Source organism: Wolbachia endosymbiont (group A) of Aleiodes leptofemur (assembly GCF_964028465.1).
In the GTDB taxonomy this organism is placed as follows: domain Bacteria; phylum Pseudomonadota; class Alphaproteobacteria; order Rickettsiales; family Anaplasmataceae; genus Wolbachia; species Wolbachia pipientis.
Map to the genome: position 1 here is coordinate 1,151,443 of NZ_OZ034782.1, position 21,300 is coordinate 1,172,742.

The 21,300-nt window shown below is 35.6% G+C and carries 23 protein-coding genes and 2 pseudogenes; 15 read left to right on the forward strand and 10 right to left on the reverse strand.

Annotated features, from left to right (window positions below; genetic code table 11):
- Positions 1 to 72: 72 nt before the first annotated feature.
- Together ABWU67_RS06155 and def are read right to left on the reverse strand one after the other, a co-directional pair.
- The gene (locus ABWU67_RS06155; RefSeq protein ID WP_353281950.1) at positions 73 to 894 is read right to left on the reverse strand and encodes a uracil-DNA glycosylase family protein; all 822 of its coding nucleotides are present in this window, start codon (positions 892 to 894) and stop codon (positions 73 to 75) included.
- Entirely contained in the window at positions 884 to 1,423 is a 540-nt protein-coding gene (gene def / locus ABWU67_RS06160; protein WP_264329787.1) for a peptide deformylase, read from the reverse strand. Before def ends, ABWU67_RS06155 begins: the two co-directional genes overlap by 11 nt.
- Before the next feature lie 138 nt (positions 1,424 to 1,561).
- Here def and ftsA point away from each other — a divergent pair, with 138 nt between their 5' ends.
- Together ftsA and map are read left to right on the forward strand one after the other, a co-directional pair.
- Positions 1,562 to 2,800, forward strand: coding sequence for a cell division protein FtsA (gene ftsA, locus ABWU67_RS06165; protein WP_006279680.1), 1,239 nt, complete (start codon positions 1,562 to 1,564; stop codon positions 2,798 to 2,800).
- 132 nt (positions 2,801 to 2,932) lie between these two features.
- Positions 2,933 to 3,715 carry a type I methionyl aminopeptidase gene (gene map, locus ABWU67_RS06170; RefSeq protein ID WP_006279681.1) on the forward strand — a complete coding sequence of 261 codons (783 nt, stop codon included), beginning with the start codon at positions 2,933 to 2,935 and terminating at the stop codon, positions 3,713 to 3,715.
- A gap of 27 nt (positions 3,716 to 3,742) precedes the next feature.
- On the opposite strand, the gene ABWU67_RS06175 is transcribed toward map, so the two are convergent.
- Positions 3,743 to 4,999, reverse strand: a complete 1,257-nt coding sequence (locus ABWU67_RS06175; protein WP_353281953.1) for an MFS transporter — start codon at positions 4,997 to 4,999, stop codon at positions 3,743 to 3,745.
- Between the two features lie 218 nt (positions 5,000 to 5,217).
- On the opposite strand from ABWU67_RS06175, the gene rsmH reads away from it, so the two are divergent.
- Both rsmH and ABWU67_RS06185 read left to right on the forward strand, forming a co-directional pair.
- On the forward strand, positions 5,218 to 6,162 hold the full coding sequence (gene rsmH, locus ABWU67_RS06180; protein ID WP_006279684.1) for a 16S rRNA (cytosine(1402)-N(4))-methyltransferase RsmH: 945 nt from the start codon (positions 5,218 to 5,220) through the stop codon (positions 6,160 to 6,162).
- The gene (locus tag ABWU67_RS06185; RefSeq protein ID WP_007548286.1) at positions 6,159 to 6,470 is read left to right on the forward strand and encodes a hypothetical protein; all 312 of its coding nucleotides are present in this window, start codon (positions 6,159 to 6,161) and stop codon (positions 6,468 to 6,470) included. Before rsmH ends, ABWU67_RS06185 begins: the two co-directional genes overlap by 4 nt.
- Before the next feature lie 301 nt (positions 6,471 to 6,771).
- Here ABWU67_RS06185 and ABWU67_RS06190 read toward each other — a convergent pair whose 3' ends face one another.
- Positions 6,772 to 7,071: an NADH dehydrogenase ubiquinone Fe-S protein 4 gene (locus ABWU67_RS06190; protein ID WP_010962411.1), complete on the reverse strand. Its 300-nt coding sequence runs from the start codon at positions 7,069 to 7,071 to the stop codon at positions 6,772 to 6,774.
- Between the two features lie 145 nt (positions 7,072 to 7,216).
- Here ABWU67_RS06190 and ABWU67_RS06195 point away from each other — a divergent pair, with 145 nt between their 5' ends.
- Both ABWU67_RS06195 and pth read left to right on the forward strand, forming a co-directional pair.
- Positions 7,217 to 7,828: a 50S ribosomal protein L25/general stress protein Ctc gene (locus ABWU67_RS06195; RefSeq protein WP_010962412.1), complete on the forward strand. Its 612-nt coding sequence runs from the start codon at positions 7,217 to 7,219 to the stop codon at positions 7,826 to 7,828.
- A complete protein-coding gene (pth, locus tag ABWU67_RS06200) occupies positions 7,828 to 8,376 on the forward strand; it encodes an aminoacyl-tRNA hydrolase (RefSeq protein WP_065094970.1) in 549 nt (182 codons plus the stop codon). Before ABWU67_RS06195 ends, pth begins: the two co-directional genes overlap by 1 nt.
- Here pth and ABWU67_RS06205 read toward each other — a convergent pair.
- The 3 genes and pseudogenes from ABWU67_RS06205 to ABWU67_RS06215 all read right to left on the reverse strand — a co-directional run bounded on the left by ABWU67_RS06205 (position 8,329) and on the right by ABWU67_RS06215 (position 11,004).
- A complete protein-coding gene (locus tag ABWU67_RS06205; RefSeq protein ID WP_410541764.1) occupies positions 8,329 to 9,255 on the reverse strand; it encodes an IS481 family transposase in 927 nt (308 codons plus the stop codon). The two genes, pth and ABWU67_RS06205, sit on opposite strands and share 48 nt — an antisense overlap.
- 22 nt (positions 9,256 to 9,277) lie before the next feature.
- A pseudogene (locus ABWU67_RS06210) lies at positions 9,278 to 10,136 on the reverse strand (IS630 family transposase).
- A gap of 367 nt (positions 10,137 to 10,503) precedes the next feature.
- Positions 10,504 to 11,004 (reverse strand): Smr/MutS family protein, encoded by a 501-nt coding sequence (locus ABWU67_RS06215; RefSeq protein WP_353281955.1) that lies wholly within the window; start codon positions 11,002 to 11,004, stop codon positions 10,504 to 10,506.
- Positions 11,005 to 11,096: 92 nt separating this feature from the next.
- On the opposite strand from ABWU67_RS06215, the gene rlmB reads away from it, so the two are divergent.
- The 5 genes and pseudogenes from rlmB (at position 11,097) to ABWU67_RS06240 (ending at position 15,273) form a co-directional block, all read left to right on the forward strand.
- Positions 11,097 to 11,861 (forward strand): 23S rRNA (guanosine(2251)-2'-O)-methyltransferase RlmB, encoded by a 765-nt coding sequence (gene rlmB / locus ABWU67_RS06220; protein ID WP_038199241.1) that lies wholly within the window; start codon positions 11,097 to 11,099, stop codon positions 11,859 to 11,861.
- Between the two features lie 79 nt (positions 11,862 to 11,940).
- A complete protein-coding gene (locus tag ABWU67_RS06225; protein ID WP_010962942.1) occupies positions 11,941 to 12,663 on the forward strand; it encodes a Bax inhibitor-1/YccA family protein in 723 nt (240 codons plus the stop codon).
- Positions 12,664 to 13,200: a cytochrome c oxidase assembly protein gene (locus ABWU67_RS06230; RefSeq protein WP_010082343.1), complete on the forward strand. Its 537-nt coding sequence runs from the start codon at positions 12,664 to 12,666 to the stop codon at positions 13,198 to 13,200. It abuts the gene before it with no gap.
- Positions 13,201 to 13,370: 170 nt separating this feature from the next.
- A complete protein-coding gene (locus tag ABWU67_RS06235) occupies positions 13,371 to 14,348 on the forward strand; it encodes a quinone oxidoreductase family protein (protein ID WP_038199239.1) in 978 nt (325 codons plus the stop codon).
- A 66-nt stretch (positions 14,349 to 14,414) separates the two neighbouring features.
- Positions 14,415 to 15,273, forward strand: a pseudogene (locus ABWU67_RS06240) (IS630 family transposase).
- Positions 15,274 to 15,363: 90 nt separating this feature from the next.
- On the opposite strand, the gene ABWU67_RS06245 reads toward ABWU67_RS06240, so the two are convergent.
- Positions 15,364 to 16,122 carry a DsbA family protein gene (locus ABWU67_RS06245; protein WP_341821992.1) on the reverse strand — a complete coding sequence of 253 codons (759 nt, stop codon included), beginning with the start codon at positions 16,120 to 16,122 and terminating at the stop codon, positions 15,364 to 15,366.
- A gap of 324 nt (positions 16,123 to 16,446) precedes the next feature.
- On the opposite strand from ABWU67_RS06245, the gene ABWU67_RS06250 reads away from it, so the two are divergent.
- The 4 genes from ABWU67_RS06250 to ABWU67_RS06265 all read left to right on the forward strand — a co-directional run bounded on the left by ABWU67_RS06250 (position 16,447) and on the right by ABWU67_RS06265 (position 19,721).
- Positions 16,447 to 16,599 (forward strand): hypothetical protein, encoded by a 153-nt coding sequence (locus ABWU67_RS06250; RefSeq protein ID WP_007548541.1) that lies wholly within the window; start codon positions 16,447 to 16,449, stop codon positions 16,597 to 16,599.
- 16 nt (positions 16,600 to 16,615) lie between these two features.
- Complete coding sequence (locus ABWU67_RS06255) at positions 16,616 to 17,689, forward strand: Fic family protein (RefSeq protein WP_264373652.1); 1,074 nt, start codon at positions 16,616 to 16,618, stop codon at positions 17,687 to 17,689.
- 95 nt (positions 17,690 to 17,784) lie between these two features.
- Complete coding sequence (locus ABWU67_RS06260) at positions 17,785 to 19,263, forward strand: UbiD family decarboxylase (protein WP_341821991.1); 1,479 nt, start codon at positions 17,785 to 17,787, stop codon at positions 19,261 to 19,263.
- A gap of 281 nt (positions 19,264 to 19,544) precedes the next feature.
- A complete protein-coding gene (locus ABWU67_RS06265; RefSeq protein ID WP_179945710.1) occupies positions 19,545 to 19,721 on the forward strand; it encodes a hypothetical protein in 177 nt (58 codons plus the stop codon).
- A gap of 318 nt (positions 19,722 to 20,039) precedes the next feature.
- On the opposite strand, the gene ubiA is transcribed toward ABWU67_RS06265, so the two are convergent.
- Positions 20,040 to 20,897: a 4-hydroxybenzoate octaprenyltransferase gene (gene ubiA / locus ABWU67_RS06270; protein WP_182319897.1), complete on the reverse strand. Its 858-nt coding sequence runs from the start codon at positions 20,895 to 20,897 to the stop codon at positions 20,040 to 20,042.
- A 3-nt stretch (positions 20,898 to 20,900) separates the two neighbouring features.
- Positions 20,901 to 21,299, reverse strand: a complete 399-nt coding sequence (locus ABWU67_RS06275) for a ribosome-binding factor A (protein ID WP_006279769.1) — start codon at positions 21,297 to 21,299, stop codon at positions 20,901 to 20,903.
- Position 21,300: the final 1 nt, after the last annotated feature.

The following is a 21,300-nucleotide window of genomic DNA, read 5'->3' on the forward strand; positions in this document are numbered from 1 at the left end:
TCAAGGAAGTTTTTTCGTTTCTAACGATTGTTAACATGCTGCAAAAAACTATGCAAGAGGTCTACCACTTTATTAGGTATTTGTGCAGTTATTGGTGTTATCAAGATACTCCCTAATCTTTTTCAAATCCTCCCAAGCTAAACGTTTTTGTGCTGGTTGGCGAAGTAGGTAAGCTGGATGAAATATAGCAGCTGTGGTGATTGAATTGGACAAATATTGGTTAGTGTACGTATGAAATCTGCCACGCAAATTCGATATAGTTTTTGTGCTGTCAAGAAGGCTATAACATGCGATTCCCCCGACCAAAATTAAAATTTGTGGTGAAACTAGTGCAACGTGTTTTTCGACAAATGGTCTGCACATATCAAGCTCTAGGTCGGTTGGCTTTCTATTGCCAGGTGGACGCCAAAATACAGTATTGCTTATGTATACCTTAGTGCGATCAAGATTGATTGCATTTAACATTTTATCGAGCAACATTCCACTTGCACCACAAAATGGTATGCCTTGAAGGTCTTCATTTGCTCCTGGAGCTTCACCAACGAGCATAACTTTTGCGTTTGGATTACCATCGGAAAAGACAGTATTAGTTGCAGTTTTTTTTATCTCACAACCTTCAAATGATTCAACTGCACTTCTTAGTTCATCCACACTATTACATTTGCTTGCAAGTTTCCTTGCTTCGATTATCCAGTCACTTGGAAACATGTCTTTTCCATCTTTAGTGTCACCCCAGCGCGTATCTGCATCTTTCTTCTGGGTCCCAGTTTGGATAACAGAGGGTTGCACACCCTCTTTGCTCTCCAACTTTTTTTCCTCTTCACCCTCTGTTAGTGTGCAATCAACGCCCACTTCATGGTAAAATTTTAATAATTCTAGGTCTTCATTGCTCATAATGCTTTTTAACCTTTTGTGCTTTTTTCATGGCCATATCATACTTTAATTTAGATAAATGTCTAATATATAATATGCCGTTTAAGTGATCTAATTCATGCTGAATACACCTTGCAAGCCAACCACTAGCTTTTAGCGTCTGTTCTTCGTTATTTAAGTCTCTGTATTTCACAGTTAAATACTTTGGACGCTTAATTTCATGACTTTGCTCTGGAATTGAAAGGCATCCTTCCTTGAGAATTACTTGTTCATCGGATAATTCTGTAATCTCAGGATTAATCATGTAAAATTTGCCAGTTGAGCCATATCCTGCTGGCTCATTTTCAATCGTTTCTAGCTGAATATCCATAACAAAAATTCTCTTTAACACTCCAACTTGCACTGCAGCAAGGCCAAGACCTTCTGCATCATACATAGTTTCGAACATGTCGTTTACTAATTCTTTAATTTTATCGTTTATATCTGTTACTTCACTGGCACGTGTGATTAGTCTTTCATCAGGGGCAATTACAATTGGTAATATGGACATAAAAATTATAATTCTATGTTTTGCTTTTCCTTTTGTCCAGAATTTAGTGTATATTAAAATGTTGCTATATCTATAATAGAAATATAAATTATTAAAGAAAGCTACAATTTAAATGAAATTGCGTAATAAGGTTAACTAATGTACTCTGCAGTAATAGCAAAACCAAAGAGAAACGTTTTTGCTGTTTTAGACATAGGTACAACAAAGATTATTTGTCTAATCGTTAAAATAAATAGCAACTTCAGCTATAAAGTAACAGGAACGGGTTATAAGATTGCAGAAGGTGTAAACGGTGGGTCGATAACTAATGTAAAACACGCAAATTACTCCATCTCATCAACTATAGGTTTAGCTGAGCAAGTATCAGAAGAAACCATAGATCAGATATATGTGAACATTGCTGGATGTGGCATCTCATCTTTCAATGTACATAATGAAATTATTGCAGCTAACCATGAGATTTCTGAGCGTGATATAAGACGTGTAGTTTTTCAAACATTTGAGAAATATATTGAAGACAATGTTATCATTCACAATATACCACTAAAATATCACTTAGATGACATGACTGACATAAAAGAAGTTGGTGGATTGTACGGAAAAAGACTATCTGCTGATGTTAATGTTGTCACTGCTTCGCGTCCAGCGCTTACCAATATTGAAAACTGTATTACCAATAATGGTGGATTAAATATGGCAGGTTGTATTGCTTCTGCATATTCTGCAGGTCTTGCCTGTCTGAGTGGAGATGAAAAAGAGCTCGGGACTGCTATTGTTGATATAGGCGGTGGGTGCACTGCAATTGGAATTTTCAAAAGAGGGAAACTTGTGTATGCAAGCAGCGTTCCAATTGGTGGTGTTCATATCACTCGAGATATTGCTTACGGGCTATGCACAAGCATAGAACGTGCAGAGTATATAAAAATACTGTATGGCAGCACTATCGTAACTTCAATAGATGAGAATGAGTACATTACAATGCAAAACAACGAAAATGATGAACCTACTCAAGTATTCAAATCTGAGCTTATTAACATCATAAGACCAAGAGTTGAAGAAATACTTGAAATGGTAAGAGAGCAATTTCAAGAGCAGAAAGATCCAATTAATAAAGTAGTGATCACAGGTGGAACTAGTCAACTCACAAGCATGAAGGAAATTGCAGGCTATATATTCAATAAGCAAGTTCGAATTGGGTGCCCTGAGTCTTGTAGCGGTCTTGATGGCGAATATGATAAAAATCCTGTATTTTCTGCTGCTATAGGCTCTATAAAGCTAATAGTTGACACTTTTTATAAAAATAATTCTGGTATTTTAGGTCAGGATGGTAAAATGAGTAAATTGTATAATTGGGTTAAATCAAAAGTTACAGTCTAGATTTCTGTTTTACCACCTTTCATACAAATGACTTGACACTAGGATCCATAGGGCTTATTTTTATAATATGTAAAATTATTATGTTTATGTACTTGCGAGTAAGCGTACCAATTACAATAAGACATGGAAAATATGAACATAACTATACACTCACAAGAAGATTTTGAATTTATGCGCAAGGCTGGCAGGCTTGCTGCTGAAACTCTTGATTTCATTGCACCGTACGTAAAGGTAGGGGTGACAACTAATGAGTTAAATGATCTATGTCATGATTTTATAATTAATGCAGGTGCAATTCCAGCACCACTAAACTATAGGGGGTATCCAAAATCGATTTGCACTTCAAAAAATGCAGTTGTGTGCCATGGTGTTCCCGATAATAAACCACTTAAAGATGGAGATATTTTAAATATTGATGTCACGGTGATTTTAAATGGCTGGCATGGTGATACAAGTCGCATGTTTTGGGTTGGCAAGCCATCAATAAAAGCAAAACGCTTGTGTGACGCTACTTATCATGCATTGATGGAAGCAATCAAACAAGTTAAGCCCGGCAATAAGTTAAATGAAATAGGGCTTGCTATAGAGAAATATATTAGAGATTTTGGATATTCTATCGTACGCAGCTACTGCGGACATGGTATAGGAAAAGTCTTTCATGCTCCACCAAATGTAGTGCATTTCTATGATCAAGATGAAAATCTCGTCTTGAAGGAAGGTATGTTCTTTACAATAGAGCCAATGATTAATGCTGGAAAACATGAGACTCTGCTCAGTAAACTCGATGATTGGACAGTGACAACACGCGATCTTTCACTTTCTGCTCAATTTGAACATACGCTCGGAGTAACAAAAGATGGTGCTGAAATATTCACATTATCACCTAAAAATTGGCACTTCCCGCCTTATAATTAGATTTTTTTAAATTCTGCTATACTGCAACTATACTTGGTTTACTTTGGGTGATTTTGAAGAAAGCTCACCCTTAATTTGCGATATAGCAACTAGCCCAATTAATGCACAGAAAATCATGTAAAAACTAGCTGAAGTCTCTTGTCCTGTAACCTTGATAATTGTTGTGCATATAAATGGTGCAAGGCCGCCAAAAAATCCAGCAGCTATATTTCTTGACAAACCAAATCCGCTGTACCGAACCTTTGTTGGAAATAATTCACACATAAATGCACTGACAGGGCCAAGCGATGCAGCTATTGGAATTATAAAAAGAATATGTGCCATAAAAGTGAGCAAGTAATTGCCACTACATAACATTGAGAAAACTGGATAACTCACTATTACAAAAGCTATAAATGCAAATTTCATAACTTTTTCTCTTCCTATCTTATCAGAAAGTATAGCAAATAATATTGTCAACCCTCCGAGCGCAATTTGACTCAGTATTTTCACTATGTGATTAAAATGAGTATTTACTGTTAATATTTTATTCGTAAGCACATTGAAAAATACCAGATATATGTAAAGAGATGAGTTTTCAACTATATCAACCCCAACTGATATCAGAAAAGGTTTTTTATAGCTATTTAATAACTCTTTTAATGGCAATTTAGATGGATTTTTCTGTCTTTTATACTCTGGGCTTTCATCAAGTATATATCTCATATATATGCTGATTAATCCCATTGCTAAACTGAAAATGAAAGGTAATCTCCACCCCCAAGATTCAAAATCAGATACTTTTTTGCATATGAGTACCGCTATCAAGCTTAATACTGAACCAAAAATTGCGCTTAATACTTCAATGCTGCCAAAAAATCCTTTTTTGTTTTTAGGAGCATGTTCTATTAAAAATGGTGCATTTCCTGCTTCTCCTCCAAGAGATATACCCTGCAATAATCTTAAACACACTACCAGCATTGACGCTAGTATTCCAATGCTTTGATAACCTGGAACAAAAGCAATTAATACGGTTGATAAAGTCATTAATATAATCGAGAGCAATAAGGCAACTCTTCTGCCATGTTTATCACCAATGTGACCAAATATAGCAGCACCGACTGGTCTCATTAAGAAACCCACTGCAAACACTCCAAAAGCCTTCAATACGCTGGTTAGTTGATCATCCGATGGAAAAAACACACCACCTATTATGTTGATTAAGTGGCCAAAAAGCATGTGGTCATACCACAATAAAGTGTTACAAATCAAACTTGAAAATATTACTTTTGTTATTTGCTGCATAATTTCCCTATAGCCTGTTTGATCTTATATATAAAAAAAAATGTGAACGTTATGTGAATATTATATTAACAATATTAAACCTTAATTTTAATATTATTGCTCATATATTCCGATAAGATACCATATTTTGGCAAGAAAATCTATGTACATAAATAAAATTGATGTGAAGAGTAGAGTAGAGTAGGATATCTACACCAACTGTACTTAAATTTTTTGATATGACACACACTCCAGTTTTGTTAAAAGAGATGCTATCACTACTATCACCGCAGGATGGTGGCATATACGTGGACGCCACATTTGGAGCTGGAGGGTATAGCAAAGCAATATTGGAGTCAGCTGATTGCAAAGTATATGCAATTGATAGAGATGAAACGGTAACTAAGTTTTATGATGATTTAAGCGTTAGATATCCAGATAGAATAAAACTATTCATTGAGAAGTTTAGTAATATTAAAAGTATACTAAGCAGCGTTGAGCCATCTCCTGTCATCCCAGTACTTGATACTGGAAAAAATAACTGGTCACGCGCTGGAATGACATCAAACGGGGTGGATGGAGTGGTCTTTGACATCGGAGTTTCATCTATGCAGCTTGATAACGGAGATAGAGGGTTCTCATTTTTACATGATGGTCCACTCGATATGAGCATGGATAACTCTTCTTATATAAACGCTTCAACGTTTGTTAACGCTTTACGCGAAGAAGAAATCGCAAATACTATATATAACTACGGAGGCGAACGTCATTCTCGCAAAATTGCAAGAGCAATAATAAATGCACGGAAGAAGAAAACTATCAAAACTACATTTGAGCTTGCGGATATTGTACGTTCCGTGGTATTTCGTGGAAAAAGCAAAATTGATCCTGCAACCAGAACATTTCAGGCAATCAGAATATGGGTAAACGATGAGCTGGGAGAACTTGAAAAGGGTATTAAAGCTGCATCTGAGATTTTAAGTGAGAATGGCAAATTAATTGTCGTCACCTTTCATTCCTTAGAAGATCGTATAGTCAAAACTTTTTTTAAAGATTTATGTGCTACTGATTGCAAGACATTCTCTCTGCTAAATAAAAAAGTGATCGAAGCAAGTATAGAAGAAGTAAGTGCAAATCCGCGTTCACGCTCAGCAAAACTAAGAGCTATACAGAGGTTGTCGTGAGAACTTTCTGCATCATCTCAATAGTTATGTTTTTTCTTAGCATTGTAGGACTATTTAAGGTAAAATTACATGTTCAGTCGTTAAATAGAGAGCTAATAAAAATAAAAAGTGAAATTAATTTAGTACAAAGTGATATAAAAGTTTTACAAGCAGAGTGGAGCTATTTAAATAATCCAAAAAGACTTGCAAGCCTTGTAAAGAAATACCTGAAAAATAACTCTTTAATACTGGCTAGCCAGGTTAAAAATCTTGACTCTTTAAATGGCCGCAGTGTGTTAGCACAACTTAAAATCCATGATCAACAGTGAGATTAAGTCTTATTTTTTACAGATGAGCACATCACAATAAAACTTACTTTGTATCCGTTCAGGATAGCGGCAAGGTAGTATAACCATAGAGTAAAAGTGAGTTTACAACAAATGGTGTCATCCCAGTGCTTGACACTGGGATCCAGCCTTTCCATAATCATCAAAAACATTGTATTTTAACGTAAAACAGCTATTTTTATGCTTACCAACTTAATAAAATTCCTGGATCCCAGTGTCTGGGCACTGGGATGACAAAGGAGAGCAGTGTCAGCTACTTGCATAACACCATTTGTTGTGCAACTTACTTTAGTATGAAATTGCTTGCGTAAGATTTTGGCAGCCTCTTAACATTTTTTGGCATTTCAATTATGTATTTAACGTTGCGTTTTTTTGCGTAGAATACTGCTTTTTCAAGAGAATCAAACTTTAATACAATCTGTTTTTTTGGATCTTTTGAGCCAACCCACCCCATCAAAGGTTCAATGTAGTAAGAGCCAGATTCAATTTTTAGGTGCCAGAAATTTGTATTACCTAAACCAGATTGTGTTGCAGTTCTTGTTGGTTTATAAATCCTAAAAACTACTTTATCGTCAATGCCCATAGTTCTTGTTAAATAAGCTTAAATATATATCTAAATAAATCCTTTCACAAACAATTAGTATGAAAGAATGAAGTTTGAAATAAATATTTTTATGTTATATTATTATTAAATTATATTAAAAGGATTAGCTGAATAGGAGTAACCGATGACGCAACAGGAAATAGTAACAATTAATGCAGAGTTACGTGATATAACAAAAACAAAAGCGATGCATTCTCTAAGGAAGAAAGGAAACATCCCTGGAATCATATATGGAAAGGGCCATGATAATGTAAATTTGACATTGTCTGCAAAGGAATTCACAAAGCAATATAAGTCAGGCTCTCTTTCTGCACATTTGATAGAGCTGAATATTTCGGGCAAAAAGGAATATGCTCTTGTTCGCGATATCCAATTGCATGTAGTAAAGGATACTGTGCAACATGTTGATTTTCAGTTTGTTGATAAAGGCAGTGAAATTAAAATAGACATACCTCTATCATTTGTGAATGAAAGTAAAGCTCCAGGAATCAAATTAGGTGGAGTGCTTAATGTTTTGTGTCGTTCTATTGCTGTTAAATGCTCTCCTGATAAAATACCTCAGGTCATTGAAGTTGATTTATCCGGTAAAATGATTGGCCAGTCTATACATATTAATGATGTAAAATTACCAGAAGGTGTTAAGTTTGTAGCTCATGAAGAAGAAAATTTTACCATTGTTACAATTTCTGCTGCCGATAGTGACGTTGAAGAACCTCAAGCAGAAACAGAGGAATAGTGCACCTGATAGTTGGGCTTGGTAACCCTGGTGGTCAATATGAGTTAACTTATCATAATATCGGCTTCATCGTAGTTGATACAATTTGCAAATATTGGAATTTCCAGTCGTTCTCTAAAAAAGCCGATTATCTAATAACCTCTGGCATAATTAATGATAATAAAATCATGTTAATAAAGCCTTATTCATTTATGAATAATTCAGGCATCCCTGTTGCAAAAATACGAAATTTTTACAAATTATCGCTAGATAATATTGTTGTCATACACGATGACGCTGATTTGGAACTTGGAAGAATAAAAATAAAGAAAGGTGGTAGCTCTGCTGGACATAATGGACTTAAATCCATAGATAGTTTTATTGGCAACGATTATTGGCGCTTGAGATTTGGAGTGGGTAGACCTGAAGATCAAAGAAGCTTAGCAGATTATGTGTTATCAAAATTTTCAAATTTTGATAATGTTACTCCCTTAGTGGAAAAAATAGCAAAAAATATACACTTAATGCTGCAAGGAGATAATACAGCTTTTATCAATTTGATTGTATAATATTACGAAACACAGGAAAGTGTATGGTCCCAGAGTGTGATGGTGTGGATTTAGTATGAACAATTCAGGAGATTTTGTCCACTGTAAAGATATAAACTCAAAAGGTGTAAGACCCTTAAGAGTTTTGAGTCTTTTAGCATAATTGTAGGCCATAACAAAGTCATAAAGATGCTCTTTGAGTTGCTGGTGAGACTGATAGTAATACTTCTTAACAGTGGCATTCTTTAAAGTTTTGTTCATACGCTCAACTTGCCCATTTGTCCAAGGATGGCTAACTTTTGTTAGACGGTGTTCAATGTCATTTTCTTCACAAGCTCTATCAAATATATGTTGAAAAGCGTATTTATGGCGTTTTTGGTTGGTAAATTGTACACTGTTATCTGTCAAAATAGTGTGGATTTTATATGGTAAAATTTTAATCAAATTACGTAGAAACTCAGCAGCTATAGGTTTTGTAGCACTTTTATGCAACTCAACATACGTAAATTTGGATGTTCTATCTATTGCAACAAACAAATATAACTTTCCTTCTTCTGTTCTAACTTCTGCAATATCAATATGGAAATAGCCTATAGGATATTGTTTGAATTTCTTTTTTGGTTTAACTTCGCCATCAACATCTGGTAGTCTGCTAATGCTGTGCCTCTGTAAGCAACGATGTAGACTAGAGCGAGTCAAGTGTGGGATTGAGGTTTGCAAAGCGTAGAGACAATCATCTAATGGCAATAGAGTATGCTTACGAAATGCAACAATTACAGCCTCCTCTTCTAAAGTTAAAACAGTTGATCTTGCATGCTTCGGACCCATATCAGCGTCTTTGGCAAAAGACCGTTTTCTCCATTTAATGATAGTTTTTGGATTAAGGTTATAGTATAGCATTTCTCATAATAGTCCGAATAGGTCATAGGAAGGCAGAATCAACAGCACGACGAAAGGATTCGAATAGAGGAATGTTTTTCCTGGCTCTGTTTTTTATAGCAAACCAATGATGCTCAATTTTGTTAAAATCTGGAGAATAAGGCGGCAGATACAAAATTTCTGCACCGACTCCTTTAGCGAGCTTGATAAGCTTATCAGACTTATGAAAAGTAGCATTATCAAGAATGACAGTTTGTCCAGGTTCTAAGATCGGTGCCAAAAATTGCTCAAACCATCCATTAAAAATATCCATATTACAGTGGCCTTCAAATGTTAATGGAGCAACTATCTTTCTTCTACTTAAGGCTGCAACCATGCTGATTCGTTGAGTTTTTTTTCCAGATTTTAGGGCATAAAATCGCTGTCCTTTCTGGCAATACCCATATGGATAGTCCTCCGTGTTATCAATCCCAGACTCATCTATATACACTAAGTTTTCTGGTTCTTTTGTTGCTATAATTTTTAAGAATTCAGCACGTTTTTCTTCGTTCCTTTCCTTGTATCCATATGTCTTTTTTTGCGCGTAAATCCAATTTTTCTGAGAGCTCGGTGGATCGTTTCGATACTAACGTTGCCCCAAAGTTTAGCCATTTCCGACAGAGTTTTTCTACCGTGTTTTTTAGCAAATTCGATAAACTTATTCCAGTCGATAATTTTCTGATTGTAACCTCCATTACCGAGTTTTTTGACTGAAAGTCGCCTGTTTCTTTTTTTCTTTGCTTCCACTCCCACAAAGTAGTTCGTCCAATTTTAAATCTTGCTGCCACTGCTTCTCTGCTTTCCCCTTCGTCTAGTGCTTCCATTGCTTTTTTTCTTAAATCATAACTATATGCTGCCGGCATCCAACCTCCTTATCGCCATCTATCCTTAATCTTATCATATCCGGACTTCTGTGGAAAGAGCTATAACTCGTCACCCCGCTACTTGTTAGCGGCTGAGATACCGCGGCGGTATGACGTAGAAGCTATACTTTTATACTCACCAACTCAGTATCCAATCTGGATCCAAGTAGTCAAGCTATTCGGATGACACCCTCATAAAGTGAAATGAGATCCCGCTAACACGTAGCGGGATGACGGGAAAAGAGGTACTGGGAGACATCCTTCCTGGTAGACCCAAATCACAATGTTCGCACAGTTGTGCGTCACGCGCTGCCGAACACTGTATGGTTATACAAGAAAAATTAAGGCTTAAAAGGAATTTTAAGTATCAGGACTCAAGGTTTTTATTCCTTCTTAATAAAACATAAAAAGCCCCTTTACCACCATGTTTTTTCGTAGCTTGTTGGTAGTATAGAACCATATACTGGATTTTAGTATCATTTAACCACTTATTTAAGTTATTCTTTATAGTGTCTGTTTTATTTGTTGCACTGCCGTATCCCGTAATTACCAATAAACATCTATTTCCTGCTCGATAATTTTTGATAATAAAATCTATCAATTTACAGTAAGCATCCTCTATATTATAGCCATGCAAATCGAGCTTATCGCTTATAAAATATTTACCCCTATCAATCTTTGATTTTGTGTTGTAGTCAAGACAAAATGATGAGTTACCATTATTGGTATTAAGAAAATTCCCTTGTAAGTCGGGGGTACCTTTATCAACCATAGACTTTATATTTACTTTATGATCAACTTTCAAAGTAACTTTTCTACATTCTATTGGCTTAACATTTTTTTGCCAATCCAACTCATCGTCCGACATAAACGCATTAATCGAATTGTATAATTTTACAACAATATCTAAACATAGTAAAATGTTGCTTATTCTATAAAAACCCGATTTTCAATAATACGATGAAATCGTCAAAAACTAATGAGAATTTTTGGCTGTATGGAAAGCACACCTGCATGTCAGCACTGAAGAATAAAAATAGGCGGTGTATAGAACTGTTAGTAACAGAAAATTTCTATAGAGAACACGAAAAAGAAATTAAGCAATATGCAAATAGTAAGGGCATTAAAGTTCGATTAGTAGAAAACAAAATACTTAATGACGTTTTACCCAAAGGTGCTAACCATCAAGGAATTGCTTTAAATGTTGCCCCTATTCTCTATAACTTAAGCATCGAAGAAGTAGCTGAAAGCTCAAACGACAGTTCTACTATAGTCATTTTAGATCAAGTCACTGACACGCACAATATTGGATCAATTTTAAGAACTTCAGCTTGTTTTAATGTCGACGCATTGGTTTTACCACATAACCATTCACCGAGTGAAAATGCATCTATTGCAAAAGCAGCAAGTGGGGCTTTAGATATTGTTCCGCTAATATACGTTACAAATATAGTAAAAACTATGCAGTATTTAAAAAAGGTCGGCTACTGGTGTTACGGGTTTGATTGCAATGCTAAAGAAAATATAGATGAAATAAAGAGTTTTGAGAAAAAAAGAGTAATTATTTTTGGTTCTGAAGAGAAAGGAATGCGGAGGTTAGTTAAAGAAAATTGTGATTATCTTTTAAAAATCCCAATGTCAAATGCAATTAACAGTTTAAATGTTTCAAACGCAGCAGCAATAGGCCTATATTCTATTTATATTAAAACAAATGCCAGCGCATAGCTGTTTATAATAAAAACACTTGATAAAAATATGGTTTTATATTATAATGTGTTAAGTAATGGATAAAAGGAGTTATATTATGTCTTATATGAGAAATGAACAGGATATTCGCTCTCAAGGCGTTTATTATAGTGCTGGGCTTAGAAGTTACCTAACTAAAGTATATAATTACATGGCTTTAGCTTTGGGCGTCACAGGGCTTGTTGCATTTTTAACAGTATTTTCTGGTCTTTTTCAAGTAATTTATTCTAATCCCGTTCTATCGCTTGTGGTAATGTTATCTCCGGTTGCATTGGTGTTCTACATGTCTTATAGAATTCAACACCTAAGTGCTCAGTCTGCCGTTACTATATTTTTCTCGTTCTCAGTGTTAATGGGGCTTTCCTTATCTTATGTTTTTATAGTTTATACTGCAGAAAATATAGCAAGGGCGTTTTTCATTACATCAATCATGTTTGGCTCTATGGCTTTATATGGCAATACTACAAAAAGAGATCTTACAAGTATGGGCTCTTTCTTGATTATGGGAGTTTGGGGGTTAATCATTGCGTCTATAGTAAATTTATTTCTTGGAAGTAGTCCTCTCCACTTTGCAATATCGTTCATATCAGTAATAGTCTTTACCTTAATGACTGCGTATGATGCTCAAAGAATCAAGGACGTTTATTATAAACATAATGACGGATCAGAAGTTGCTACTACTAAATTGGCAATACTCGGTGCAACTAATCTTTATTTTGACTTTATTAATATATTTCTCAATCTACTCAGGTTACTTAACTTGTTCAACAATAGGGATTAGATGTTTTCCTTTTTAAGGAAAGGCAGTAAGAATTCTATAGTTTTCTTTTTAGTATCTTTAGTTGTGTCGATGATATGTCTTGCATATGCATCGGTACCTCTATATAGCATTTTCTGTAAAGCTACTGGGTATGGTGGCACAATAAGAAAAGTAACTAACACAACAACAAATATAACTAACCAAAAGATCAGGGTCCATTTCAATGCTGATATAATGTCCGATCTACCTTGGGAGTTTAAATCAGAAACTAACTACGTTGACGTAAACATAGGAGAACAAAGTTTAGCGTTTTATTACGCAAAAAATCTATCTGATCAGCCTTCATTTGGTATGGCGGTGTATAATGTTACGCCTTTCAAAGCAGGTAAGTATTTCAATAAAGTTGCATGCTTTTGTTTTGAAGAGCAAATGTTGCTACCAAAACAAAAAGCAGCTATGCCTGTATCTTTCTATATAGATCCTGAGATAATGCTTGATAGTAATACAAAAGATTTGGGCGAAATAACACTATCATACACGTTCTTTAAGCTTAAGTAACAGAATGTTTGCAAACCGTGTCATTTCAGTAATCAATAGGGTGTCATCCAAGTAGCTGACACTGGAATGACAGGAGGTAACGCAAGAAGTCTATTGATTGTGAAAACAATAACTTTGCAAAATATTAATTGTTAGATAACATAATCAAAGTTTTTATCTTAATATTCATCATGGTTAGAGCTATACAAATTAAAAAAACTGGGGGACCAGAAGTATTAGAATTTGTAGATAAGAGTATAGGTGAGCCAAAAGGCGAGGAAGTTTTAGTACGTCACACAACTATCGGCTTAAATCGTTATGATTTAGAGCACAGAAAAGGTACGCGCAAAATTAAAAATTTACCATCAGTGCTTGGGGTAGAAGCAGTGGGAGTTATTGAAAAGCTTGGTAAAAAAATCAGTGATGGATTGAAGGTTGGAGACAGAGTTGGATATTGCACAGCTCCTCCAGGGGCATATTGTGAAAAGCGCATTATACACCAGAAATATCTGATAAAAATTCCAGATGACATATCTGATGAAGTTGCTGCTGCAGTGCTGTTTAAAGGTATGACAGCTCACTATTTAGTTAATCAATCTTATAAAGTTAGGCCTGGTGCTTTCGTGCTAGTTCATGGGGCTAATGGTGGTTTAGGACAAATAATATGCCAATGGGCAAAGGATAAAAAAGGTGTAGTGATAGGTTCTGTAAGCTCTGATGAAAAAATGAAGATAGCTTTACAAAGTGGCTGCACATACGCAATAAACTACAATGATAAAGACTTCGTTTCTAAAGTTATGGAGATTACGCAAAACAGAGGAGTAGGTGCAGTGTATGACCCTATAGGTTACGCTACAAGCAAGCTTTCTTTTGAATCTTTAGGCAGGTTCGGCATATACGTTTCCTATGGGCAGATATCAGGTAACGCTCCTATTAGTTTTTCTTTACTTAGTTCACGTTCGTTATTTGCAACTGGAACCTCAATATACCATTATAAGCATGATAGATTCACATTAGTGCTTACCACAATGGAAATCTTCGAGATGATAAGAAAAAAACTTTTAACTGTACGGATCAATAAAAAATATAAATTTGATGAAATAATTCAAGCACATCGTGATATGGAAAATAGAAAAGCGAGTGGGTTAAATATTATCAAAATCTCTTAAATATAGCTCTTTCCACAGAAGTCCGGATATGATAAGATTAAGGATAGATGGCGATAAGGAGGTTGGATGCCGGCAGCATATAGTTATGATTTAAGAAAAAAAGCAATGGAAGCACTAGACGAAGGGGAAAGCAGAGAAGCAGTGGCAGCAAGATTTAAAATTGGACGAACTACTTTGTGGGAGTGGAAGCAAAGAAAAAAAGAAACAGGCGACTTTCAGTCAAAAAACTCGGTAATGGAGGTTACAATCAGAAAATTATCGACTGGAATAAGTTTATCGAATTTGCTAAAAAACACGGTAGAAAAACTCTGTCGGAAATGGCTAAACTTTGGGGCAACGTTAGTATCGAAACGATCCACCGAGCTCTCAGAAAAATTGGATTTACGCGCAAAAAAAGACATATGGATACAAGGAAAGGAACGAAGAAAAACGTGCTGAATTCTTAAAAATTATAGCAACAAAAGAACCAGAAAACTTAGTGTATATAGATGAGTCTGGGATTGATAACACGGAGGACTATCCATATGGGTATTGCCAGAAAGGACAGCGATTTTATGCCCTAAAATCTGGAAAAAAAACTCAACGAATCAGCATGGTTGCAGCCTTAAGTAGAAGAAAGATAGTTGCTCCATTAACATTTGAAGGCCACTGTAATATGGATATTTTTAATGGATGGTTTGAGCAATTTTTGGCACCGATCTTAGAACCTGGACAAACTGTCATTCTTGATAATGCTACTTTTCATAAGTCTGATAAGCTTATCAAGCTCGCTAAAGGAGTCGGTGCAGAAATTTTGTATCTGCCGCCTTATTCTCCAGATTTTAACAAAATTGAGCATCATTGGTTTGCTATAAAAAACAGAGCCAGGAAAAACATTCCTCTATTCGAATCCTTTCGTCGTGCTGTTGATTCTGCCTTCCTATGACCTATTCGGACTATTATGAGAAATGCTATACTATACTCAGGTTCATTTGAGTTGTCAAGCAAAAAAATAAAATTTTATGGCAAACTGTAACTAGCCTTGCTTGTGACTTAATTCATCTACTTTTTTGCGTAATACATTCAAATCAGTTGCTCCTACAAACAGGCTATCTCCAATTATTAAAAAAGGTGTACCACCTACTCCCAAATCTCTTACTAGAAGCTTACTGTTGTTTATCATTTGCTCAATTTTGTCCGCGTTATCTTTTATGGAATCATTAAAATCGTCCTCATCAATCCCTATGTTTTTCACTATATCCAATATGCTTTCGTCTGAAAATTCTCCTTTGTGACTTAAAGCAGCATGGTGAAAATCGAAATATTTTTCTTTATCGAGAAAATAGACAGCTAAAGCACTTTTTGCTGCCTTTAAAGAAGCGTTACCAAGTATTGGAGCATCCCTAAAGATATACTTAATTTTGCCGTCGTTAATTAACTGCTTTATATCATTCTTTATAGCTTTGCAATGTCCACAAGAATAGTCAAGGAAGCCTACAGCTATAACACTACTATTTTCATTTCCGGAGTAAGGATAAGTAAGGTCAAATATTTGATCCTTGTATTGTGAAATTTTACTTTTGGTTACATTATCTCGAGCAGCGTAACTACTTTTAATCGACTCCTCTTTGAGAGTTTTTACGATCTTATCAAAATTTCTGCTTATATAATTATCTAATTTCTCACCTATATAATCATCGTTTAGCATTTGGCTGCGATTTGAAAGCCAATTGTTTATTATCGGCAAGCTTGCTATTGCTATTATTAAAATTAATAAAAACGATATTCTAGACATACAATTTATTTAAAAACCTACAACATAAAACTTTTAGTACACATTTATCTGTATATTAAAAGAAGCATCTAATGTTAATATATAAAAACATTTATATCAAGTGTATTTTATAGTCAGTTTTGCCTCGAATACAAACTTTACGTACAATGATTAGGTATATTGTCACAAAGTTCATCAGAAGACTTGATAATGTAGGTGACCAAACTACCCCCAGAATAGCCAATTATGAGATGCTCTATCTTTTACCGCCACGCTGTAAATACGGCGGTAAAACAAAGTTGATAATTTTATTCCGCTGTGTATAATTTTCCGTGGAATAAACATATGAGTGAACCAATAATTGGCAGAGAAAAAGAAATAGCTATTCTACAAGACAAACTTCTTTCTCAATCAGCCGAATTTATTGCTGTTTATGGTCGGCGTCGTGTAAATGTTGTATTATCTGCATTTTATCAGCATAATATAGAAGTAATGTAATGCAGATATTATGCCGATGCCAAATTATACGATTACTTCTAAAATTGCTAATTGCCTTATGAAGATTGAAGCAGCAAAAGAAAAAGTGTTACATTTGCCACTCACTGTATCGATGCTCTCGTCCCTTCGTGAAACTGCACGGCTTTATACCACACACTATTCTACTATGATTGAAGGAAATCGACTTGAACCTAAACAGATTGAAGAGGTTTTAAGTGGTAAAAGCCACTTTCCAAAATATAGGAGAGATGAAAATGAGGTTAAAGGATATTATGCAGCTTTAACTCAAGTTGAACAATGGGCAGCAAGGAGAATACCCATTACTGAGAAAGCTGTTCAAACACTACATGCTCTAGTAATAGCAAGTGGAAAATCTAAAATAAAATCAACACCTTATCGTGATGGTCAAAATGTTATCCGCGATAGTCTTACACGTGCAATAATTTATATGCCACCTGAAGCAAAGGATGTACCAAAGCTCATGAGCAGTATGATTGATTGGATTCGTAACAGTGAGCAAGTGCCTTGCCCAATTATTGCAGGTATTGCGCATTATCAATTTGTAACAATTCACCCTTACTATGACGGTAATGGTCGTACTGCAAGATTGTTGACTACATTAATTTTACACCTTGGTGGGTATGACCTAAAAGGACTTTATTCATTGGAAGAATATTATGCTAAGAATCTAGGAGCGTATTATGAAGCAATCAGTATAGGTCCATCGCACAACTATTACATGGGACGAGCTGAAGCAGATATTACTAAGTGGGTGGAGTATTTCGTAGAAGGTATGGCAAATTCATTTGAGAACGTTTTACAACGTATAAATAAAGAAGAATACCACGCTGATCAGACTGATCTTATACGTAAGCTTGATCCTAAACAACGCAAAGCTCTTGAGCTCTTCCAGGAGTTTTCCGCTATTACAGCTAGTCAGGTTGGCGAACTATTTAATTTTAAGCCTCGTACCAGTGCGCAACTTTGTAAAAAGTGGGTGGAAATGGGGTTTATCAAGATTGTAGATTTTTCCAATAGAGGAAGGAAATACAAACTTAGTAAGCAATATGAGGATTTGATCTCAAATTAGCTGAAAGCTCGCTAGGCAGGAAAGTAGTGCATAGGTCAAATTTCAATAAAGTGCTTGAAAACTAAATGTAAACTTAAAATTTTAAAAACTGGAATATGTACAACAACTTACGTGACTTCATCAAAGCCTTAGAAGAAAAAAAAGATCTGATTAGGATTAAGGAGGAAGTTTCAACAGTTCTTGAAATGACAGAAATTCATCGCAGAGTTTTGTCAAGCAAAGGGCCAGCGATCATTTTTGAAAATGTTATCACAGAAAATGGCAAAAATTCGATTCCAGTTTTGGTGAATTTATTTGGTACTATTAAGAGGATTGCATTGGGGTTGAACATAAACCCTGATGAACTAAGAGATCTTGGTAAACTTTTAGCATTTTTGCAATCACCTGAGCCGCCAAAAAACTTTAAGGATGCTATAAAAATGTTTCCTTTGTTGAAAGTCGTGTTATCGATGCGAAGTAAAGTCGTGAGCAAGGCTCCATGTCAAGAGGTAGTGCTAACCGGAGATGAAGTGGACCTAAGTCTACTGCCCATTCAAACATGCTGGCCAAATGAACCTGCACCACTTATCACCTGGCCAATTGTGGTAACGAAAGGACCCACGAAAGAAAAGCAAGATAATTTTAATCTTGGAATATATCGTATGCAGGTTATAGATAAAAAAACAACACTAATGCGTTGGCTTGCACACAGGGGTGGCGCAACTCACCATAAGCGTTGGAAGGAAGAAGGCAGAAATATGAAATTTCCTGCTGCTGCTGTGATCGGTAGTGATCCTGCAACGATTATTGCTGCGGTAACTCCAGTGCCAGAAACATTGTCAGAATACCAATTTGCTGGACTGTTGCGAAAGAAGCCGCTTGAACTTGTAAATTGTAAGACTATTCCACTTCAAGTGCCAGCTCACGCGGAAATCGTTCTGGAAGGCTATGTGAGTTTGGATAGATATCAAGATGAGGGACCATATGGAGACCACACTGGCTACTATAATTCTGTTGAGCAATTTCCAGAATTTAATATTACTGCAATTACTATGCGTAAAAACCCGATATATCTTAGCACTTTCACTGGCAAGCCACCTGATGAACCATCGATTCTTGGTGAAGCACTCAATGAAATTTTTGTGCCCATTCTTATCAATCAATTTCCAGAGATAGTGGACTTTTATCTGCCACCGGAAGGTTGCTCATATAGAATAGCGATAGTGTCGATAAAAAAATCCTATCCAGGGCAGGCAAAAAGAATTGTTATGGGCATACTTTCTTTTCTAAAGCAGTTTTTATACACGAAGTTTATTATCGTTGTTGATAATGATATAAATGTACGTGATTGGAAGGAAGTAATGTGGGCAATGTCAACGAGGATGGACCCTGTGCGTGATACAATCATGATAGAAAGTGTACCTATTGATTATTTAGACTTTGCTTCCCCTGAAAGTGGACTTGGAGGTAAAATGGGATTTGATGCGACAAATAAAATCCCGCCTGAAACCAAACGAGAATGGGGAAAGAAAATTAAAATGAGTGAGGAAATAGTAAGAAAAGTCACGGAAAAGTGGGAGGAATATATGGACTAGACTTCTTGCATAAAAGCAGAAAAAAGTTTGGCGTTTTTTATAATGCCGTAATTAGCATTAACTGATAATTGTGCGTCACAGTGCCCTTTTTTTGTCATCCTATAGCTATACCGCCGCGGTATCTCTTAGCCGCTAACAAGTAGTGGGATGACGAGCTTATCGTCATCCTGCCGCGAACCGTCATACCGCGATTCATTCGCGGTATCTCAGCCGCTAACAAGCAGCGGGATACTTAGGGATGACGGTTGTTGTTTAGCTGTAAATATTAAGAAATTTACCAAATGAAAAAAAAGGCAAAAGAAGCCCTGGGGTTATTATCCGCTTTAAAATATTGGCGTTTTTTATGTTTTAAACGCTTGACAAGCGAGATTCAGCCGCTTTTAATTGCAACTAACTTACGCTGCAAATGTTTAAGAAATTTACTAAGCAGAAAAAAAGACAAAGAATCCCCGAGTTAGCTAGTCTTTTACTATCTCTGTCGAGTATTGGCATTTTTTGATGTCTTGTAACGCTTTATAAGCGCGTTCAGCTTATTTAGATAAAAATCTAGATGTAGATGAAGTTTTGTAAAGACATACAGTATCTATATACTGCAAAAAATTGAACATAAGACGCCGATACATTAAGTAATCCTTACCTTTTAATCTGCAGATTGGCGAAAGCAAATACAATAGCTTCAGTTTCATGATAAGAGGGCTGGCGAAGGGTGTCAAGCAATTTTCGTTTCTGCGAGTACCTGAGTTTATTGACTTCATTAGAGCCAAAACTCTTGAGACCTAGGTGATAATTCTATCTAAAAGGATGCCAAAAAAGAGAAGCAACCCTACGTAGGAATTATTTTTAAATATGGACATGCATTGACTGGGATCGTCAGGATTGAAATTTTTGTATTGGCGGTGAAATATGAACCCTACAGCAAGTAGAGCAATATAAAAAATGTTATTTAATGATGATAAGATACCAGCATATAGCCACGTCATAAGAGATATTAAATAAAATCTTTTCAACCAAGATTTTGTTGTATCACCAAAATATAATGCGGTAGATTTCATCCCGAGTTTTTCATCATCTTTTTTATCTTGATGGGCGTATATGGTGTCATAGCTAAGTGTCCAAAAGACGCATCCTATATAAAACAGCAAGGATTCTATACTGATCTGGTTTGTTATTGCTGCTGAGCCCATGAGCGATCCCATATTGAAGGTAAACCCTAAGAACAATTGTGGCCACCAAACATACCGCTTTAATAAAGGGTAAGTAGCTATCATACACATTGAGATTATTCCAAGTATGAGTGTAGTTTTATTAGTTAATAATAAGATTACCAGGGCAATAGACAGTAACAGTGAAAGTAAAGCTAAAGCCTGCTTTATGTTTAATGCACCACTTGCAAGTGGCCTATATTTTGTTCGTTCAACGTGCGCATCTATTTTTCTATCGAAGATATCATTGATTATGCACCCTGCGGGTCTCATTAAAAATGCACCTATAGTAAACAAAACAAGGAGAAAAAGAACCTGATACGATAGAGAAGTTGAGGCTAAAAGAATACCGCTCAAACTGGGAAATAGCACAAGCCACAAACCCGTTAAACTGTGCAACCTCATTAATGAAAAGTAACGATTGAAATGCATTAATTAAGTGTGATTATGTAATATTTTGCTTACATTAACAAAATTATCGAACGCTAAGTCAGGCTTGAAAACTAGTTCAGGTATAAATCGCAAATCAACATAACACAATATAGATTTACGTATTGACCATGCAGACTGGTTCATTTCATTAACAACAGTGTTAATATCACAATTATTCTCAGAAGGATCTCCAGTGCGTCTTTTTTCTGGATCTAAGTAGTCAGCTACTTGAATATTCAATGAAGATAACACAATATATACATCTGCTTTTTTCAAATCTTTACTTAATTTTACGTCAGATACCGCTACATTTTTATTGAACACCTTACCTTCCATTAGAACTCTTGATATTGCTCTATGCAATACCGATGCTATCTTTAGGTTTCTAATTTCCTTTTTCATA

Coding starts and splice junctions, on each gene's coding strand:
- ABWU67_RS06155 (WP_353281950.1), bottom strand. CDS start 894: ATGAGCAATGAAGACCTAGAATTATTAAAATTTTACCATGAAGTGGGC.
- def (WP_264329787.1), bottom strand. CDS start 1,423: ATGTCCATATTACCAATTGTAATTGCCCCTGATGAAAGACTAATCACA.
- ftsA (WP_006279680.1), top strand. CDS start 1,562: ATGTACTCTGCAGTAATAGCAAAACCAAAGAGAAACGTTTTTGCTGTT.
- map (WP_006279681.1), top strand. CDS start 2,933: ATGAACATAACTATACACTCACAAGAAGATTTTGAATTTATGCGCAAG.
- ABWU67_RS06175 (WP_353281953.1), bottom strand. CDS start 4,999: ATGCAGCAAATAACAAAAGTAATATTTTCAAGTTTGATTTGTAACACT.
- rsmH (WP_006279684.1), top strand. CDS start 5,218: ATGACACACACTCCAGTTTTGTTAAAAGAGATGCTATCACTACTATCA.
- ABWU67_RS06190 (WP_010962411.1), bottom strand. CDS start 7,071: ATGGGCATTGACGATAAAGTAGTTTTTAGGATTTATAAACCAACAAGA.
- ABWU67_RS06195 (WP_010962412.1), top strand. CDS start 7,217: ATGACGCAACAGGAAATAGTAACAATTAATGCAGAGTTACGTGATATA.
- ABWU67_RS06205 (WP_410541764.1), bottom strand. CDS start 9,255: ATGCTATACTATAACCTTAATCCAAAAACTATCATTAAATGGAGAAAA.
- ABWU67_RS06215 (WP_353281955.1), bottom strand. CDS start 11,004: ATGTCGGACGATGAGTTGGATTGGCAAAAAAATGTTAAGCCAATAGAA.
- rlmB (WP_038199241.1), top strand. CDS start 11,097: ATGAAATCGTCAAAAACTAATGAGAATTTTTGGCTGTATGGAAAGCAC.
- ABWU67_RS06225 (WP_010962942.1), top strand. CDS start 11,941: ATGTCTTATATGAGAAATGAACAGGATATTCGCTCTCAAGGCGTTTAT.
- ABWU67_RS06230 (WP_010082343.1), top strand. CDS start 12,664: ATGTTTTCCTTTTTAAGGAAAGGCAGTAAGAATTCTATAGTTTTCTTT.
- ABWU67_RS06235 (WP_038199239.1), top strand. CDS start 13,371: ATGGTTAGAGCTATACAAATTAAAAAAACTGGGGGACCAGAAGTATTA.
- ABWU67_RS06245 (WP_341821992.1), bottom strand. CDS start 16,122: ATGTCTAGAATATCGTTTTTATTAATTTTAATAATAGCAATAGCAAGC.
- ABWU67_RS06250 (WP_007548541.1), top strand. CDS start 16,447: ATGAGTGAACCAATAATTGGCAGAGAAAAAGAAATAGCTATTCTACAA.
- ABWU67_RS06255 (WP_264373652.1), top strand. CDS start 16,616: ATGCCAAATTATACGATTACTTCTAAAATTGCTAATTGCCTTATGAAG.
- ABWU67_RS06260 (WP_341821991.1), top strand. CDS start 17,785: ATGTACAACAACTTACGTGACTTCATCAAAGCCTTAGAAGAAAAAAAA.
- ABWU67_RS06265 (WP_179945710.1), top strand. CDS start 19,545: ATGAAAAAAAAGGCAAAAGAAGCCCTGGGGTTATTATCCGCTTTAAAA.
- ubiA (WP_182319897.1), bottom strand. CDS start 20,897: ATGCATTTCAATCGTTACTTTTCATTAATGAGGTTGCACAGTTTAACG.
- ABWU67_RS06275 (WP_006279769.1), bottom strand. CDS start 21,299: ATGAAAAAGGAAATTAGAAACCTAAAGATAGCATCGGTATTGCATAGA.